At 40.0% G+C, this 15,170-nt stretch carries 10 protein-coding genes and 2 pseudogenes; 3 read left to right on the top strand and 9 right to left on the bottom strand.

Features of this window, described 5'->3' with window-relative positions:
- Nucleotides 1-4: 4 nt before the first annotated feature.
- From MKX59_RS14390 to MKX59_RS14380, 3 genes are all read right to left on the bottom strand, one after another.
- A complete protein-coding gene (locus MKX59_RS14390; RefSeq protein WP_443146869.1) occupies nucleotides 5-568 on the bottom strand; it encodes an MMPL family transporter in 564 nt (187 codons plus the stop codon).
- Nucleotides 569-941: 373 nt separating this feature from the next.
- Nucleotides 942-1,754, bottom strand: coding sequence for an MMPL family transporter (locus MKX59_RS14385; protein ID WP_081391178.1), 813 nt, complete (start codon nucleotides 1,752-1,754; stop codon nucleotides 942-944).
- A gap of 421 nt (nucleotides 1,755-2,175) precedes the next feature.
- On the bottom strand, nucleotides 2,176-3,777 hold the full coding sequence (locus tag MKX59_RS14380) for a glycoside hydrolase family 32 protein (protein WP_256704480.1): 1,602 nt from the start codon (nucleotides 3,775-3,777) through the stop codon (nucleotides 2,176-2,178).
- Between the two features lie 330 nt (nucleotides 3,778-4,107).
- Here MKX59_RS14380 and MKX59_RS14375 point away from each other — a divergent pair, with 330 nt between their 5' ends.
- Nucleotides 4,108-5,226: a LacI family DNA-binding transcriptional regulator gene (locus tag MKX59_RS14375; protein ID WP_076265009.1), complete on the top strand. Its 1,119-nt coding sequence runs from the start codon at nucleotides 4,108-4,110 to the stop codon at nucleotides 5,224-5,226.
- Between the two features lie 1,681 nt (nucleotides 5,227-6,907).
- Here MKX59_RS14375 and MKX59_RS14370 read toward each other — a convergent pair.
- Nucleotides 6,908-7,648: an SDR family oxidoreductase gene (locus MKX59_RS14370; RefSeq protein WP_028541588.1), complete on the bottom strand. Its 741-nt coding sequence runs from the start codon at nucleotides 7,646-7,648 to the stop codon at nucleotides 6,908-6,910.
- 177 nt (nucleotides 7,649-7,825) lie between these two features.
- Here MKX59_RS14370 and MKX59_RS14365 point away from each other — a divergent pair, with 177 nt between their 5' ends.
- A complete protein-coding gene (locus MKX59_RS14365) occupies nucleotides 7,826-8,401 on the top strand; it encodes a TetR/AcrR family transcriptional regulator (RefSeq protein WP_068939620.1) in 576 nt (191 codons plus the stop codon).
- A gap of 725 nt (nucleotides 8,402-9,126) precedes the next feature.
- Here the strand turns inward: MKX59_RS14365 and MKX59_RS14360 are convergent.
- Complete coding sequence (locus tag MKX59_RS14360) at nucleotides 9,127-9,789, bottom strand: nitroreductase family protein (RefSeq protein WP_023988794.1); 663 nt, start codon at nucleotides 9,787-9,789, stop codon at nucleotides 9,127-9,129.
- 190 nt (nucleotides 9,790-9,979) lie between these two features.
- On the opposite strand from MKX59_RS14360, the gene MKX59_RS14355 reads away from it, so the two are divergent.
- On the top strand, nucleotides 9,980-10,570 hold the full coding sequence (locus tag MKX59_RS14355; protein WP_023988795.1) for a TetR/AcrR family transcriptional regulator: 591 nt from the start codon (nucleotides 9,980-9,982) through the stop codon (nucleotides 10,568-10,570).
- Between the two features lie 969 nt (nucleotides 10,571-11,539).
- Here the strand turns inward: MKX59_RS14355 and xerS are convergent.
- From xerS to MKX59_RS14335, 4 genes and pseudogenes are all read right to left on the bottom strand, one after another.
- Nucleotides 11,540-12,277: pseudogene (gene xerS, locus MKX59_RS14350) on the bottom strand (tyrosine recombinase XerS); the annotation flags it as partial.
- Nucleotides 12,278-12,284: 7 nt separating this feature from the next.
- A pseudogene (locus tag MKX59_RS14345) lies at nucleotides 12,285-12,464 on the bottom strand (alpha-amylase family glycosyl hydrolase); the annotation flags it as partial.
- Nucleotides 12,465-12,569: 105 nt separating this feature from the next.
- Entirely contained in the window at nucleotides 12,570-14,207 is a 1,638-nt protein-coding gene (locus MKX59_RS14340) for a glycoside hydrolase family 13 protein (protein ID WP_076265008.1), read from the bottom strand.
- A gap of 64 nt (nucleotides 14,208-14,271) precedes the next feature.
- On the bottom strand, nucleotides 14,272-15,165 hold the full coding sequence (locus MKX59_RS14335; RefSeq protein ID WP_023988798.1) for a carbohydrate ABC transporter permease: 894 nt from the start codon (nucleotides 15,163-15,165) through the stop codon (nucleotides 14,272-14,274).
- Nucleotides 15,166-15,170 lie beyond the last annotated feature (5 nt).

Here is a 15,170-nt window from a genome sequence, read left to right as displayed (position 1 = left end):
CCTCCTATGCAGACTTTTTCTCCCTATTCATAACCGACTCTCCCTCAACATCGATATTAGGCAAGATTCGATTCAACCAATTCGGTAAATACCAGGCACTCTTACCCAAGATGGTCATGATTGCTGGAACCAGTGTCATTCTCACAACGAATGCATCTATCAGAATACCAAAGGCGAGAGCGAGTCCCATCGATTTGATAATCGTATCTTCTGCAAATATGAAGCTGGCAAAGACAGCAATCATGATCATTCCCGCTGCTGCCACTACAGGTCCACTATGACGGATACCACTTCTTACGGACTGTCGTGCATCACCGGTATGAGTATAGTCTTCACGCATGCGACTTAGGAGGAATACCTCATAGTCCATGGCTAATCCAAACAAAATGCCTGTAACGAGGATGGGCAGGAAGTTCAGGACGGGTCCCGGCTCAGGAATACCGAACAGATTGCCCAGATATCCATCCTGAATGACCCACACCACAAAGCCGAGTGTCGCGCCAAGTGTGAACAAGAATCCAAGTACAGCTTTGATTGGAACCAGAATGGATCGGAATACCATCATCAACAATACAAATGCGAGTCCAACGATCAGCAAGGCGAACTTCGGTAAAGCCTCAAGAGTTTTTCTGAAATATCAATGTTAACGGACGTACTTCCCGTAATGAGAACATCTACGTTTTCCTTTTGAAGAATATTATCTGCATGATCCCGAATGGATTGTACGAGTTCTGTAGTTCGAATATCATGTGGCCCTGTTTCAGGCAATCGGTGATAATGGCAGCTTGGCCAGATGGATTTGGAATGATTGGACTTACACTGGCTACATCTGGAATATCTTTAATAAATGCAGTAGCTTTCGCAATTTCAGACTGAGGATCTGTGCTATTAGCTGCTTTGGCGACAATAATTAATGGTCCATTAAATCCTTCGCCAAATCCTTAGGCAAGCAGGTCATAACCACGGCGCTCTGTCGTTTCTGTTGATTTTAGACCATTATCTGGTAGACCGAGCTGCATATGCAGGAACGGTAAGGTACAAACGGATAGAATGACAATGCACAGGATCGAGGTTAACCAAGGTTTACGTGTTACAACTTGACCCCAGCGATTTTCTGATCCATGTTTTTTCCTTGCTCCTGACCATTTGCGAAGCCACTTGTTCTCACGAGCAGGGCTGATTCGTTCTCCTGCTATTGCTAGTACAGCGGGAACAAAAATTACAGCAATCAGAACAGCAACAAACACACTTATCGCTGCCGCCAGCCCCATCATTGTAATAAATGGGATTTGTATATTGAGAACAAAACAGAGATATAGAATAAGAGCCACCAGAACCACTTTAGCTGTTTCATAAAAGATGGCGATTGTTTGCCCAATTAATACAGGAATTAGGCCAATCAAGACAGCTGGATAACCATCAGGTACTAATACCGCGCTACCAAAAATCAGTACTCCTTGAATGACTACATATAACATTCTGGAGTTTCTTGTGATTTGATTTACACGCCAATACAAAAAAATATGGAGCACCATTAAGAGGGAAAAAATGATACTTAACAGTAATGAAGGCGCGGACATAGTCTGCCACACGATAGTAACAACTGTTACAATTATCACCCAGACAATGACAGGAATGCGTGTAGAAGCAATTTTATCATCTTCCGTGGCTATTCCTGAATTTAGAAATGTAGACTGTTCATGCGAATTTCTCATGGGATCACCTATTTTTCCTCTCAGCTCTTGTCTTAACATTATATATTGAATTCTAAATGAACGTATGTACTTTGGTACATGTCCGTTAGGGAATTTATTTAATAAGCCTTTCTAGTGTATGTACTATCTCATTTATGACAGATAATCTTCTTCATTATTAATACCAAATAAAAATGAATGCTTGACATGATGACATATTTCAGCAGATTTAACCAATGATTTGGTCGAGGTGCAACCTATATTTAAACATCTGCCTCCCAATTCTTCTTTTTATGACTAATGTAACTTGGATTTCCTTTTTGGCTGCATAGGTCGAAACTTGGGCATACAAAAAACCGTTGCTCCTTGATATAAAGTTCAACGGTTTTAAGAGAATATATGACCATTTTTTCAATAAATAAATTAGTAGAAGTGTTTTTTATCCGCACAAAACTCTTATTACTATACAATAAAAAGAATTTTATAATGTTGACGCTTCATGGTTCCAGATGTTTTGTAGTTCTACTATTTTTAATTCGTTTACTACTAAACTTCCTTCCAGAGACCTTAGCTCGAGTCTGTTCATATTGTAATCCTGAATATGGTTCATACACATATATACTTTACCACCATTAATATAGATTTCAGTTATGATTGTGTCAATAAGAATTCGTATTTCAATGCCACCGTCGTAAGATTCCACGGGGGCGAAGCTTTCCAAGCATTTTAATTCCTGTTTGCTTCCATCGTACGTCATGCTGAGTCCAAAGATCGATAAACTAAAATTTGCATCGCTCGCCGGTGAAAGATTCAGGGCAATATCATAGAGCTTGCCTGTTAACTTCTCTGTATATGCTGAACCTGAAACAAGCTGAATATTTTCAACTTTATCGATACGCATATACAACTCTTCAATTTCGCGAACCGGATAGGCACATAAAAAGACATCATCTTGAAAGGATTTTAGTTTCATTTCACAAGGGAAGTACATACAGCCGCCAAAGGGTACCGAAGGGATTGTACTAGAACTATGAGCGATCCTGATCCTTCTTCCATCTTCTCGGTTGATATTGGACCAGGATTGTGAAGCATAGCCACTATTGCTGTACTTTAGTCTCTTCAACTCCGTTTCAGGTTTGAAAGTGTTCCCATCAAAGCTGCCTATAACATAAATATCTGATGCCCCGATGAGTACCCATTTGATTTTTTGTTCATCGTTATCTACCGCAAGCGGGTAAAAGTCAGGGCATTCGGCTTCATTAGATAGCGTAATGATCTGAATTTGCTTCCAATCTAACAGATTTTTTGAAGAGAGTAATGCAAACTGATGATTATCGAGGTAAAGAGACATGATATAAATGTTACTTTGTTCATAATAAATGATTTTCGGATCTCTATTGCCAGGCACAATTTGTTGCACCAAAGGATTTTTATTATATTTTTTGAAACTAACGCCTCGATCTGTACTGTACGCAAGGCATTGAGTAAAGGGCTGACCCTTAGAAGTTTCAGAAGTGTTTCCAGCTGCTGTATAAAATATCAAAATCACTTCATTTTCATTCTCTTGGAGTCCAGTAACATTATTCGTGTCTACGATTGCTGATCCTGAAAACATCGTTCCTGTAGGATCAGGATATAAAGCAATATCTTTTTCATTCCAATGAACCAGGTCACTACTCACTGCATGTCCCCAGTGCATATTCCCCCATATGTTCCCAACAGGATTGTGTTGATAAAACATTAGATATTGATTGTCGTAGTAAACCAAACCATTTGCATCGTTAAGCCACCCTCTTTTGGCGGTAAAATGGAACCCCGGGCGGTATTTATCGATGTAAGCCTCTTGATCAGGGACTCCTCTATCCGACATCTTTAGTTGCAAGTTAACTTCCGGAACACAAGTTATTTCCAATTGATGGCCATTAAATCGTTCAACATTTAAATAAAATTCATAATCAGGATTGACGAAATCCAACTGAACCTCAAGATCATATTCCATAATCCCATTAATATAAAATTCTACACGCTTTTTTTGAGCATGATGGCTTGCTGGAAAAATAAGATACTTAGAATCACATTCCATTTTCAAATTAAAAACCTCCATCTTTTCTTTTATTATTTTTGCTACCCATTCTTTATCAGTTGTATTAATACGCTTACAACAAGATTATTGTAACGCTACACAAAGAATATGTAAACTTACAAAAATGCTATTTTGTAAATATAAATGTCAAAATATTTGTCGAAATCATCAAAATAAGAAGTTGAGGCAAGCAGATTTACTTAAATGAGATTATTGGCAATTACAAAACCCATTTTGTAAAACCTGTTGTTAGCTAAATGTTCTGAATATGCTATACTGTCATGTAGATCGATATCATAAAACTAAAACCTTGAGGTTTGGAGTAGACCCATGAAGAATAAATATACGACGTCCGATATTGCTAAACAGCTTAATCTTTCTCGAGCAACCGTGTCTAAGGCGTTAAACAATCATCCGAGTATCCCTGAAAGAACGCGAAAACTCGTGCTTGAGACAGCCGAAAGTCTCGGCTACCGACATATCCGCAGGAAATCAATCCCGATAGATGCTGATAATAATTTTCAAGGTAGCGAACCTGAGGTAGGATCTACCAAAACAGTTGCATTCCTCATTAAATCAAGTATAAATATCTTCCAAGAGGAGTTTTGGAGCGAGGTACTTCGCGGTGTCGAAGAATCTGCTCGCCAGAACAACTACCAACTCGTTCTCACATTTGGTACTGACGAGGACTTACACGAAGGTCGCCTACCCGATACGATCGCCAGTCATTCTGCAGATGGTATCATTCTGGCAGGCATTACAAGCAAGCGATACACTGAAGTCGTTACAGCGAGTGGCATTCCAGTAGTCTTAATTGACGGCTATTACGACTCGGACACGAGTAGGGTTTTGTTCGATTCCGTGCTTTCTGAGAACGAACAGGCTGCCCGAAACCTTACATGTCATCTGATTGAACTGGGACATAAAGAGATTGGATTTATCGGTGACATCTCGATAAGCCGATCTTTTATGGAACGTTATCTTGGTTACAGGCATGCCATGGTAGATGCGGATTTACTCATTAATAAAAATTATTGTATTTTGGAACCTAGTCAGACAAATTATTATTCTATTCAAGAATTTTCCAGACAACTTGATGCTATGAACCCACTCCCAACGGCATTTGTTTGCGCAAACGACCTGGTGGCGTTGCAGATCATCCGTTATCTTGAATCGGTCGGTCTTCGCGTTCCAACAGATCTGTCGGTTACCGGGTTTGATATGATGGGTAAACGCACTGATTCCACGCTACCTCTATCTCGACTGACGACAGCCGAAGTAAAGGCGGACCGGATCGGTGCTCGTTCCTTCGAGCAGTTACTCTGGCGTATGGAACATGCAGACCGACCGTACGAGTTCGTACGATTGATTTCCCCTATCTTAATTGGTGAATCAACGACTGCCCCCACACCGACTTCTAAAACGATACGACCAGTGGAAAAGAATTAGTAATGAGACAATAAGCTGTCAGCCCATTTACAGAAAAATAAACGGTGTGGAAGAAGATTCGATGGCAGAAAAACATGAGATTCAGAATATATTTAACAAAGAATTTTAGAAAACAATGAATAATGGAAGATACTTTTCTTTTTCAAAAATCGAACTTTTCAAGTAGAAATCTTGGGAATTCTTATTTAATACATGTCCGATCAGAAAACCAAATAAAAAAAAGATAAAGCTGATTAAATTAAGTCCTAGATGAGTAAATTTGATATGGTAGATAATCCTCAAACCATAAAAATAAGTAGTGTACTCTCGAGAATATCCTGACTGAAGATATTACCTGAAAAAAAATAAATAAAATAAGAAACGACTAGCATCTTTAGAGCTAGTCATTTCTATTGCTTTATACTATTTACTCAGATCTTATAGGGTATTCATATAAAAATTACTCAACCAATCCTGTTCGAATAGTTATCACTACAGCAAGGAACAGATTGACTAGTTATATGCCTAATCGGTAATTGGACTATGTTCTTGTCTCTCAACAATGACGGGATCAGCACAAAGTACGATGTCAACGATGTGTTCCCCCCTGATAAAAATGCACATGCACCCTCCCCTCCATTACTTTGCTTAGGGCTTATTGACGGGCTTGTTTTATCCATTTCGAATGGGATCACAGTTCCAGTTGGAATAACTGCAGAACATTGAATCTGGTCTCTTGAGTAAAATCCAGCCTTCAGCGTTTTAGTCACTAAAAAGAGATCCACCACTCCACCACTTAGTTATCCATCTAAACGGTAATCGGACTATGTTCTTGTCCTTGGCTCAGGACACGAACTTTTACCGATAAAATAAAAAAGCCGCTAAAATAGCTACTTTAATGGGTATATGTTCTTGTCCCTCGACAGCTACTCTACAGAAGAATGAATCTTGATCATTTATATCTAGTCACTGAGCATTCATGAATATTATCCTTACTCATTTTTAACAACTAGGATAAAATTATGCAAAAGATAATTTAATTATTAGCGGAAATTTCGATTGGCCCGCCCGACTTGATTCAGCTCCTTGATTTTGTACACATACATATATCGCTCAATTCATGCAAAACGGACCTTGACATGTTGATTACCTATATTCGAGAACAGCTTGTAGAAACGAAAAGCCCCATCGTGGAGAAAGATCGTTGGACTATTTGGAAAGCCTTAAAGAAATAAACATTTTTTTATCCATGATTTTTAGCTAAAATACACCTTAGCCTGATTAAATAAATCAGGCTATTCCTAGTTTGGCTCTTCATGAACCAAATAAACAATGACTCCGGGCCATCTGCCTTAGCAGCAGAAAATCAGCGCTTTCCTTTCTAGAAAAACCTAGTTCCTGATACAAAAAATCGTTATTCAAGCGAATTCTTATATTCTTATGCTTTTATCTGGCCACATGAACTCCATCATGATACTATTTAGATAATTACCTAAATAAAGTCCTAGACTGTCGCTGTTTCATTGAACTAACGTTCCCAGTTAGTTCAAAAAACAATTAACATGATAGCTCTTGTTATATATAAAGTAAATTCATCTTTCCGTTATCAGCTTACAGTTGGATAATAGCCTTAGATGGTGGATGACCAGTATTTTGATTTTCAGCCATAAGGAAAATTCCCTATCATCTTGTTTGGAAATGTTCAAGGCAACGCGGTCGGCCTAACCATAATTTCACTGATTAGGGTGTCATCAGGTTCATTAATGGCAAACGCGATGGCTCTAGCAATACTGTAAGGAGAAATCCCTATGCCGCTTATTTGATTGGCGATCGTCTGCACTTCCGGGCTGGTAATGCTGTCAAAAAGTTCGGTCTTCGTCAGACCAGGAGCAATCAAGGTAGATCTAATACGCGAAGTCGAAGACTCTTCCAAGCGCAGCCCTTCCGAGATGGCTCTAACTGCGAACTTGGTGGCCGCGTATACGGCATTTGTAGGGGACACATGATAACCGGCTGTAGAGGATAGGTTAATGATATGACCGGACTGCTGCTCCCGCATGGTAGGCAATACCGCTGCGATACCGTATAAAACGCCTTTGATGTTCACATCGATCATTTGATCCCACTCTTCTACTCTTAATTCATTCAGCCTGGAACTCGGCATGACCCCTGCATTGTTCACCAATACATCAATTCGGCCATACACACTTAAGGTAAACTTGGCCAAATTCTGCATATCTTCGGCAGAAACGACGTCTGCTTTTACAGAAACGGCCTCGCCGCCACCCTGTTTAATTTCATTAGCAATCGCATGCAGACGTTCCTCTCTTCTGGCTGCCAATACCACCTTTGCGCCATTTTGTGCCAACAACTTCGCTGTAGCTTCCCCTATTCCGCTGGAGGCTCCAGTTATAATCACCACTTTATCTCGTATATTTTCCATTGTTAAATGCTCCTTTACCCAAAATTTTTCTTGGTGACGTGTGTTGAATATTTAACGGTCGTTGATTAATATTATAGACAGAAGCCCCGATTACTCAATGGTTAATGGATGCGTATTTGTTTTATATACAACAACACCCTAAGAATTGTTGATTAACTGAAGGAGGTAACGAAAGGAATGGAAAACGCTGTTAAAACCGACCGACGCATTCTCCGAACCAAGCAGTCCATAACGAAGTCGTTTCTGGAGCTTTTTTCGGAAAAAGATTTTGAACAAATCACTATTAACGAGATAGCGGAGCGTGCCAATGTTAACCGCGGCACCGTTTATCTGCATTACAGTGACAAATACGACCTTTTGGATAAATGCATTGAAGATCACATCAACGAATTGATTTCGTTGTGCAAGAAACGGGAGGCCAATCCGCTTAGCCAAGGAATGGTACAAGAGCCCAAACCGGTTTTTGATTATTTGCGTGACAATTTCCAGTTTTTCTCTGCTATGTTTTCCAATCAAAGAGCCTTTCTATTCCGGGACCGATTGCTGAATTTCATCTCAGTCAATCTTATGAATAAAATGGAAAGTACTGACAATAAGCCCGTTATCGACAATGAGTTAAAAGCCCAATTCATGGCCTCTGCTTTTATTGGCATTGTGGAGTGGTGGGTACGTCATCAAATGCCGCATTCCACACAATTTATGGCCGATCAGGTTAGGAATTTATTTGAAAAGAATCAAGTTTATCCGAAGTAGTATTGAATGTATCTCAGAACTTTATCCTTTCGCTTTTACGCAAACGCTACCTAATGGGGTTCGGCAATTCTAGGCCACGGTTATGAAGTGTTCCCTTCTTTACATTAATTCCACTAACCTGCCCATAAGCGTAATGAAAAGATCAGCCGATCGTTTGGCCGGCTGCGCTAACCTGGTTAGCTTAATAAAAATGGAGCAGCTGCCAACTGGCAAAACTGCTCCATACTGTTGTACAACTAACGTTTCGCGTTAGTTGTATGGACTAATTACTGAGTGAATTTCATACTATCTTGACTAGCAACAAATCCAAGTCGTTTATTGAATCTGTAGCATCTTTACGGTGTGTATGGTTGTCAGTTAGATTATTTCGTAACCCATTGTTTTAGCCTCATTAATAGTATAACAAAATGGGGACTCTCCAATTCCTTTGCCATAATAATCCTGTCTACACGAACACCCTCAATTTAACCTCATGTTGTACCTAATCTCGAAAACCTCGGAATAATTAATTGTAAGCTGAATACCACCAATAACTTCGTTGTTATTCGAAAGGAACGATTACAACATTAGCATCTGCTGTTCAATCTTTGCGAGCGCTTCAAGCTGGTATCTTTTTGTACTACCGTCCCGAGCAATCGAGCAAAACAAGAATTGAAATTAACGATGGTATCCCTCAAGTCTCTGCTGGCCGTTGATTATGCGGGCGCCAAGTCTTTTTCATTTTGTTATTCTCTAGGCATTTCGTTAAAGAAAGCTACATCATCAACTGCCAGCCTCACCGTCGGATGACCGGGCTTCGCCGCCTTGCCGATGGCGATCAGCATAATCGGAACGTAGCGTTCTGATATCCGGAACGCTTCCATGAACTTTTGTTTGTTGTAGCCGCCCATCGATACCGTGTCGTAGCCTTTAGCGCGGGCGACAAGCATGAGTTGCATCGATACTAGCCCGCCGTCGGTATAAACTTTTTCGCGGATGGCCTCGGGCGGCATGCTCGAATACATCCCGGTATAGCGTTCCACGAACGATTTAGCCGTCTCTGCAGGCATGTAACCCGCATCGACCGCCATTCCGTAGATTTTCTCGGCCGATTTATAACACTCCAAATCTCCGAGTAGCGCAATGACAGCCGAAGCCTCGACCACTTGCTGTTGAGTGAATGCGATCGGAAGCAGCTTCTGCTTCAGCTCCGGCGAGTCGATAACTAGAAAACGCCACGGCTGCAGGTTAGCGGCTGAAGGAGCGAGCGTGGCTTGCCGCAATATTTCGGTCAATTCCTCCCGCGAAATCTTGATCTCGGGATCATAGCTACGAACTGACCGGCGTTCTCCAATAACATCAAAAAAAAGTTGGTGCTCCATCGTTAGTGACGGTTGTGAAACCGACATGGTTCTCTCCTCCTTTTGGAAAAGCAGCATTCTGCATTTTGTTTCAATACAACATTAGTAGTTTGAACAACACTTGTTGTATTTATATGTTATAATACCAACCGAATGGTACGCAATCATCAATAACCATAAACCGTTGTATAGACAACACCATTTCTATAATGTCGTTTTATTAGGGGAGATCTTAACGATGACCATTAAAAAGAATGAAGCTGATCCTCGTGTGATACGTACACGGCGACTCCTTCAAGACGCTTTTGCTTCATTAATTCAAGAAAAAGACTTTGAATCGATAACCGTTAGGGATATTGCAGAGCGGGCTACTGTTAACAGAGCGACTTTTTATGCGCACTTTGTAGATAAATTCGAAATTCTTGAGGCCAAACTAATGGAATCATTTATGACAATCATAAATCGTAGAATAAACGGTCACGAAGTTCTAAATGAAGAAACAATTCAGAGTATTTTTCTGGGTGTGTGCGATTTTCACAAGGGTCTAAGCACGATGTGCAAAAGAAGGTATACATCGCTTGGACTTGTATTCGAAATTCAAATAAAGGAAAAAATTCAAACGATACTTCTTTCCTTTATAGACAAAGACAAGATGCCATCGAGTCCAAACGCGCACTTCTTAATAAATACAGCTTCTATCATGTTAAGTTGGGGGATGTATGGGGCTGCTTACGTTTGGAACAATGAGGGGTGCCCAATAAGTGCGGAATCATTTGTTAAACAGGCTATGCCCTTAATGATGAACGGAGCCAAAGAACTACTGGGATAGGTCTTGTCGCTATTGCTCTATCCTGCCCGTTCAGATGAAACCAAGCCTGTTGTGCCTGAAGAAAGCAAACGTTGGATTGTATAGTGGCTCATCTTGGAAGAAGGTTTCACCCGTATATTAATGGGCTTACTGAATTGAACATTTTCCTTTGGAACCCACCTGTATTCGCTCGTCTCATCAGAAATAGCCAACTCTCCACCCAGTTTTACACACGAAAATCAAACATGACCTTCGAATGAACATCAGTTTGTGTGTTGTGGTGAATAGTGGACTGTAAGTTATCTGTTTAGATCATCATCAAATCGGCAATCGGAACATGTTCTTGTCCTTGGCTCGGGACAAGAACTTGTACCGATAACATAAAAAAGCCGCTAAAATAGAAATTGCGACAGAAGATAACAGGCACGTATCTTATTGTAAAAATGTATAAAGTCTTCAATTCGTCTATGTGCTTCTCAATACTTCCGATGATGATCCTAAGATTATAGATCTTCCACTTTCGGCTGTGAACGATCAAGCCCGTGACTCAAGGGGTGCTCCTATCGTGAAATGGTACAATAACCCGAATTGGTTTGTTGGAAATGGGATAATATTCTTGTCAAAATCGGTGATGAGATAAAGTTCTTGTCATTTGGTTTTGACAAGAACTTTATCTCATAAAATAAAAAAGCCGCGATTTCCGCAGCAATTAATGAGATAATGTTTTTATCATCCGACAGATATCTTGTCCGTTGAAGTTCAGTGACAACAAGTTTACCCCATTTCTTATATGACTTCTGTTGGAATAAGCCTAAAGCATTTTTGAATATCATATTTCTGATACCATTTTCTTTGAAAGGGATAAACTTGTTGTCATTTTCCTTCTGAGGGGTAAACTTGTTGTCACATTTTCATGTTCATTCTCTTGTTTCAGTAAAATATCATTACAAGTAGTTATAAAACTACTTTTGATTTCTTTCGAGGTTTACATTACTTATCCATATTATTCACTGCATTCTTCATCTCTTCATCAGTTAAATGAGTATAAATCATTGTTGTTTGAATGGATGAATGCCCTAATTGATTTTTTAATCTAGGTACATCATTATTCTCCAGGTGATAACGTGTTGCAAAAGAATGCCTTAGAGAATGTACGGTTAAAGAAGGCTTCCCAAAAGCTGTAGCATATTTTTCGATGAGTTTCTCAATGGATCTCTGCGTTAAGCGTCTGCTTCTTTCTTTACGACCAATGGGAGCTGCAATAAACAAGAAGCTTTCATTTTTTTCTGGAATATATCTTAATTCTCTGATCTGCAGATAATTTTCTAAATCCAGTAAAGCTTGCTTGCTGAAATACACGTACTGTTCTTTATTGCCTTTGCGTACAACACGAACTAAAGCTTTATTCATATCCAGATCCTCGATGTTAATGCCTGCAACCTCAGATAGCCTAAGTCCTGATCCTAAAATGAGGGAAACAATGGCTGTATCTCGTTCACGGTTAAATTGATGGAAAATGAAAATACGTTTATTCTCTTTGTAATCATGGGCTACAAATAGCCTAAACGATTCAAAATCGTCTTCTCTGAGAATTTTCCCATCCATACGATTGGCAATGGTTTCTTGGCTTTCTTTAACTACATTTAAATCCATTTTGGCCATAACATTGCGCTGGATATATGGCTTTAGGTCACTTGTCTCAGCTTTATTCTGTAAGTAATCAAATCTAGCGAAGAGATCTTGATTCGATAAACCACGGGTGTTCGTCGCTTGTGTGATTGATCAACAAATCCATGATTCCTTTCATACCTCGACTATGAAAGGAATCATCCTCTTTATATCACCAATGCCATCCCCATTGGAGTCCATAAAAAATTTGATAAGCCACAGCTTCTTTCCACCATGCCCTTTTCATATTGCTTGATCCTTTTTCCCTTATTCTAAATTCAATTCATAAATATTTTTCAACCAGTTAAGATTAGAAATTTATTGATCATACACTTTTGTACGATATTCATTTTCATTTATTGAGTGTATCGATAAGGTACATCCTCGCTTCATAAGGACGCATTTCTATATCAGACATGTTATTTGGATAATTGGATATTAGCAGCTGTTTAGTCTCTGCCAGCTCTTTCTGAAGTGGGAGATGGGTTGTGTATTTTTGAAAATTACATACTACAAGTAGTTTGGTTCCTTTCAGCGTTCGAGTGTATGCGAACAAATCTTTATTCTCGGGATACATCAGCTCATAATCCCCATATATGATCACTTCATGATCTTTCCTTAATCGGATTAGTTTCCGATAATAATGGAATATGGATTCAGGGTTATTTAAACTTTCTTGTGCATGGATATCCTTATAATTCGGGTTTACTTTAATCCAAGGGTTCCCTAATGTAAAACCAGCGTTGTCGGAAGCGTCCCACTGCATTGGTGTTCGAGCGTTATCACGCCCCTTTGCAAAGACTGACTCCATAACTTTATCTTCAGGGTATCCTTTCTCAATTCTATCTTTGTAGAAATTTAGTAACTCAATATCCCGATAGTCTTCAATTGGATATTGAACATTCGTCATTCCTAATTCTTCCCCCTGATAAATGTATGGTGTGCCTCGCATGCCATGAAGAAGGGTTGCCAACATTTTAGCCGATTCTATCCTGTATTCTCCGTCATCTCCCCAACGAGAAACGATTCGGGGTAAGTCGTGATTATTCCAAAACAAACTGTTCCAGGCATCCCCCTTCAGCTCTGTCTGCCATTTAGATAACACTTTTTTTAATTCTTGAAAATCTAGAGGCTTAAGATCCCACTTCCCTTTCCCCTCTTGTTCGTCCAAACTAATATGTTCAAATTGAAATACCATTGAAAACTCACTGCCGTCCGGGTTGCTATACAATTTGGCGATCTCTGGCGTAGCGCCCCATGTTTCTCCAACCGTCAGCAGGTCTCCTGCTTTTTGAAACGTCTCCTTGCTGAGTTCCCTGATATACTTATGCAGATTCGGCCCGTTGCTGGTAATTTTCAAATCTGGCTCTTTTCCGATTAAGTCAATTACGTCAAGCCGAAAACCGCCTACACCCTTGCTTATCCACCAATTGATCATTTCGTAAATCTCTTGTCGGACTTTTGGGTTTTCCCAGTTGAGATCCGGCTGTTTTACAGAAAAAAGATGTAAATAATATTGTCCTATCTCGGGTACCCATTCCCAAGCTGAACCACCAAAGATGGAACCCAAGTCGTTTGGTGGCATTCCTTCAACGCCATCTCTCCAGACATAATAGTCATGGTACGGATTTTCTTTACTTTTTTTTGCTTCTTGAAACCATGGGTGCTCATCGGAAGTATGGTTCAACACCAAATCCATTATGATTCGAATGTCACGTTTCCCAGCTTCATGAATTAACATCCCCATATCATCCAAAGACCCGAACATCGGATCAATATCCCGATAGTCCGAAATATCATAACCGAAATCATCCTGAGGGGATTTACAAACTGGTGATAGCCAAATCGCACCGACACCGAGTTGCTGCAAATAGTCCAGACGGGAAACAATTCCTTTCAAATCGCCGATTCCATCACCATTACTATCTTGAAAGCTCCGTGGATATATCTGGTATACAACGATTTCTTTCCACCAATTTTTATTTTCCATTGTTCATTACAACCTTTCCAATAGACGCATAGTGTTTTTATCTTAATCAAGTCGCATCATACAATTACTCTTTTACCGATCCTACAACAATTCCAGTCACAAAATATTTTTGAAGCAGCGGATAAATCAGCAGTAGCGGGATGACAGCGACTACGATTTTGGCAGCATTTAGATTTTTGTTTGATATTTCAGTCAGGTTGCTGAGTTGTGCTGAGTTGGTGCCGGATTGAAGAAGTTCGGCAATATTCACGTTAAGGGACTGAATATAAGTCATTAGCGGATAATTGCTGACTTGGGTCATATAGATCAAACCGCTAAAAAAATCATTCCACGTTCCCACGATACTGAATAGTGCTACCGTCGCCAGCGCAGGGATGGACACGGGAACATACACTTTGAACAGAACCTGGAGCGGATTCGCCCCATCGATGAATGCTGCTTCTTCTAGCGCCTTAGGTACAGCAGAGAAGAAGTTCATGACAAGGATGACACTGAATATAGGGACAGCTCCCGGTAGAACAAGCGACCAAATTGTATTAAGCATATCGAGGTTTTTGATCAGTAGATAACTCGGGATCATCCCGCCGCTGAACAACATGGCAAAAATCATAACATTCATATAAATGTTTCTGCCCCTAAATTCCCTTTTCGACTTGGAGAGCGGGTATGCCATTAAAATAATAAGAATCATGTTGAGAATAAGTGTGAGCACAACACGTAGAACAGATATGCCAAAGGAACGCCAGAACTGAGCATCATCGATAATTTTCGTATACGCTGCTGTTGTAAAATTGACCGGTACGAGACCTACAGCATTAGCTGACACGGCCTCGCTGCTGCTGAATGAAATCGCAACGATATTCCATAACGGAAGAAGGCAGATCAATGCCAGCAATATGACGATGGCATTGATGACAAACCGGCCAATTCGATCTTTTAGGCTTACAGAATATGACATAGGCT

The organism is Paenibacillus sp. FSL R7-0340, from assembly GCF_038002205.1.
Lineage (GTDB): Bacteria > Bacillota > Bacilli > Paenibacillales > Paenibacillaceae > Paenibacillus > Paenibacillus polymyxa_B.
Note: the sequence above shows the minus strand (reverse complement) of the source record. Positions and strands in the feature narration are given on the sequence as shown.

What these genes read in the sequence shown, in the direction of transcription:
- MKX59_RS14385 (WP_081391178.1), bottom strand. Translation starts at nt 1,754, where the DNA reads ATGTTAAGACAAGAGCTGAGAGGAAAAATAGGTGATCCCATGAGAAAT.
- MKX59_RS14380 (WP_256704480.1), bottom strand. Translation starts at nt 3,777, where the DNA reads ATGGAATGTGATTCTAAGTATCTTATTTTTCCAGCAAGCCATCATGCT.
- MKX59_RS14375 (WP_076265009.1), top strand. Translation starts at nt 4,108, where the DNA reads ATGAAGAATAAATATACGACGTCCGATATTGCTAAACAGCTTAATCTT.
- MKX59_RS14370 (WP_028541588.1), bottom strand. Translation starts at nt 7,648, where the DNA reads ATGGAAAATATACGAGATAAAGTGGTGATTATAACTGGAGCCTCCAGC.
- MKX59_RS14365 (WP_068939620.1), top strand. Translation starts at nt 7,826, where the DNA reads ATGGAAAACGCTGTTAAAACCGACCGACGCATTCTCCGAACCAAGCAG.
- MKX59_RS14360 (WP_023988794.1), bottom strand. Translation starts at nt 9,789, where the DNA reads ATGTCGGTTTCACAACCGTCACTAACGATGGAGCACCAACTTTTTTTT.
- MKX59_RS14355 (WP_023988795.1), top strand. Translation starts at nt 9,980, where the DNA reads ATGACCATTAAAAAGAATGAAGCTGATCCTCGTGTGATACGTACACGG.
- MKX59_RS14340 (WP_076265008.1), bottom strand. Translation starts at nt 14,207, where the DNA reads ATGGAAAATAAAAATTGGTGGAAAGAAATCGTTGTATACCAGATATAT.
- MKX59_RS14335 (WP_023988798.1), bottom strand. Translation starts at nt 15,165, where the DNA reads ATGTCATATTCTGTAAGCCTAAAAGATCGAATTGGCCGGTTTGTCATC.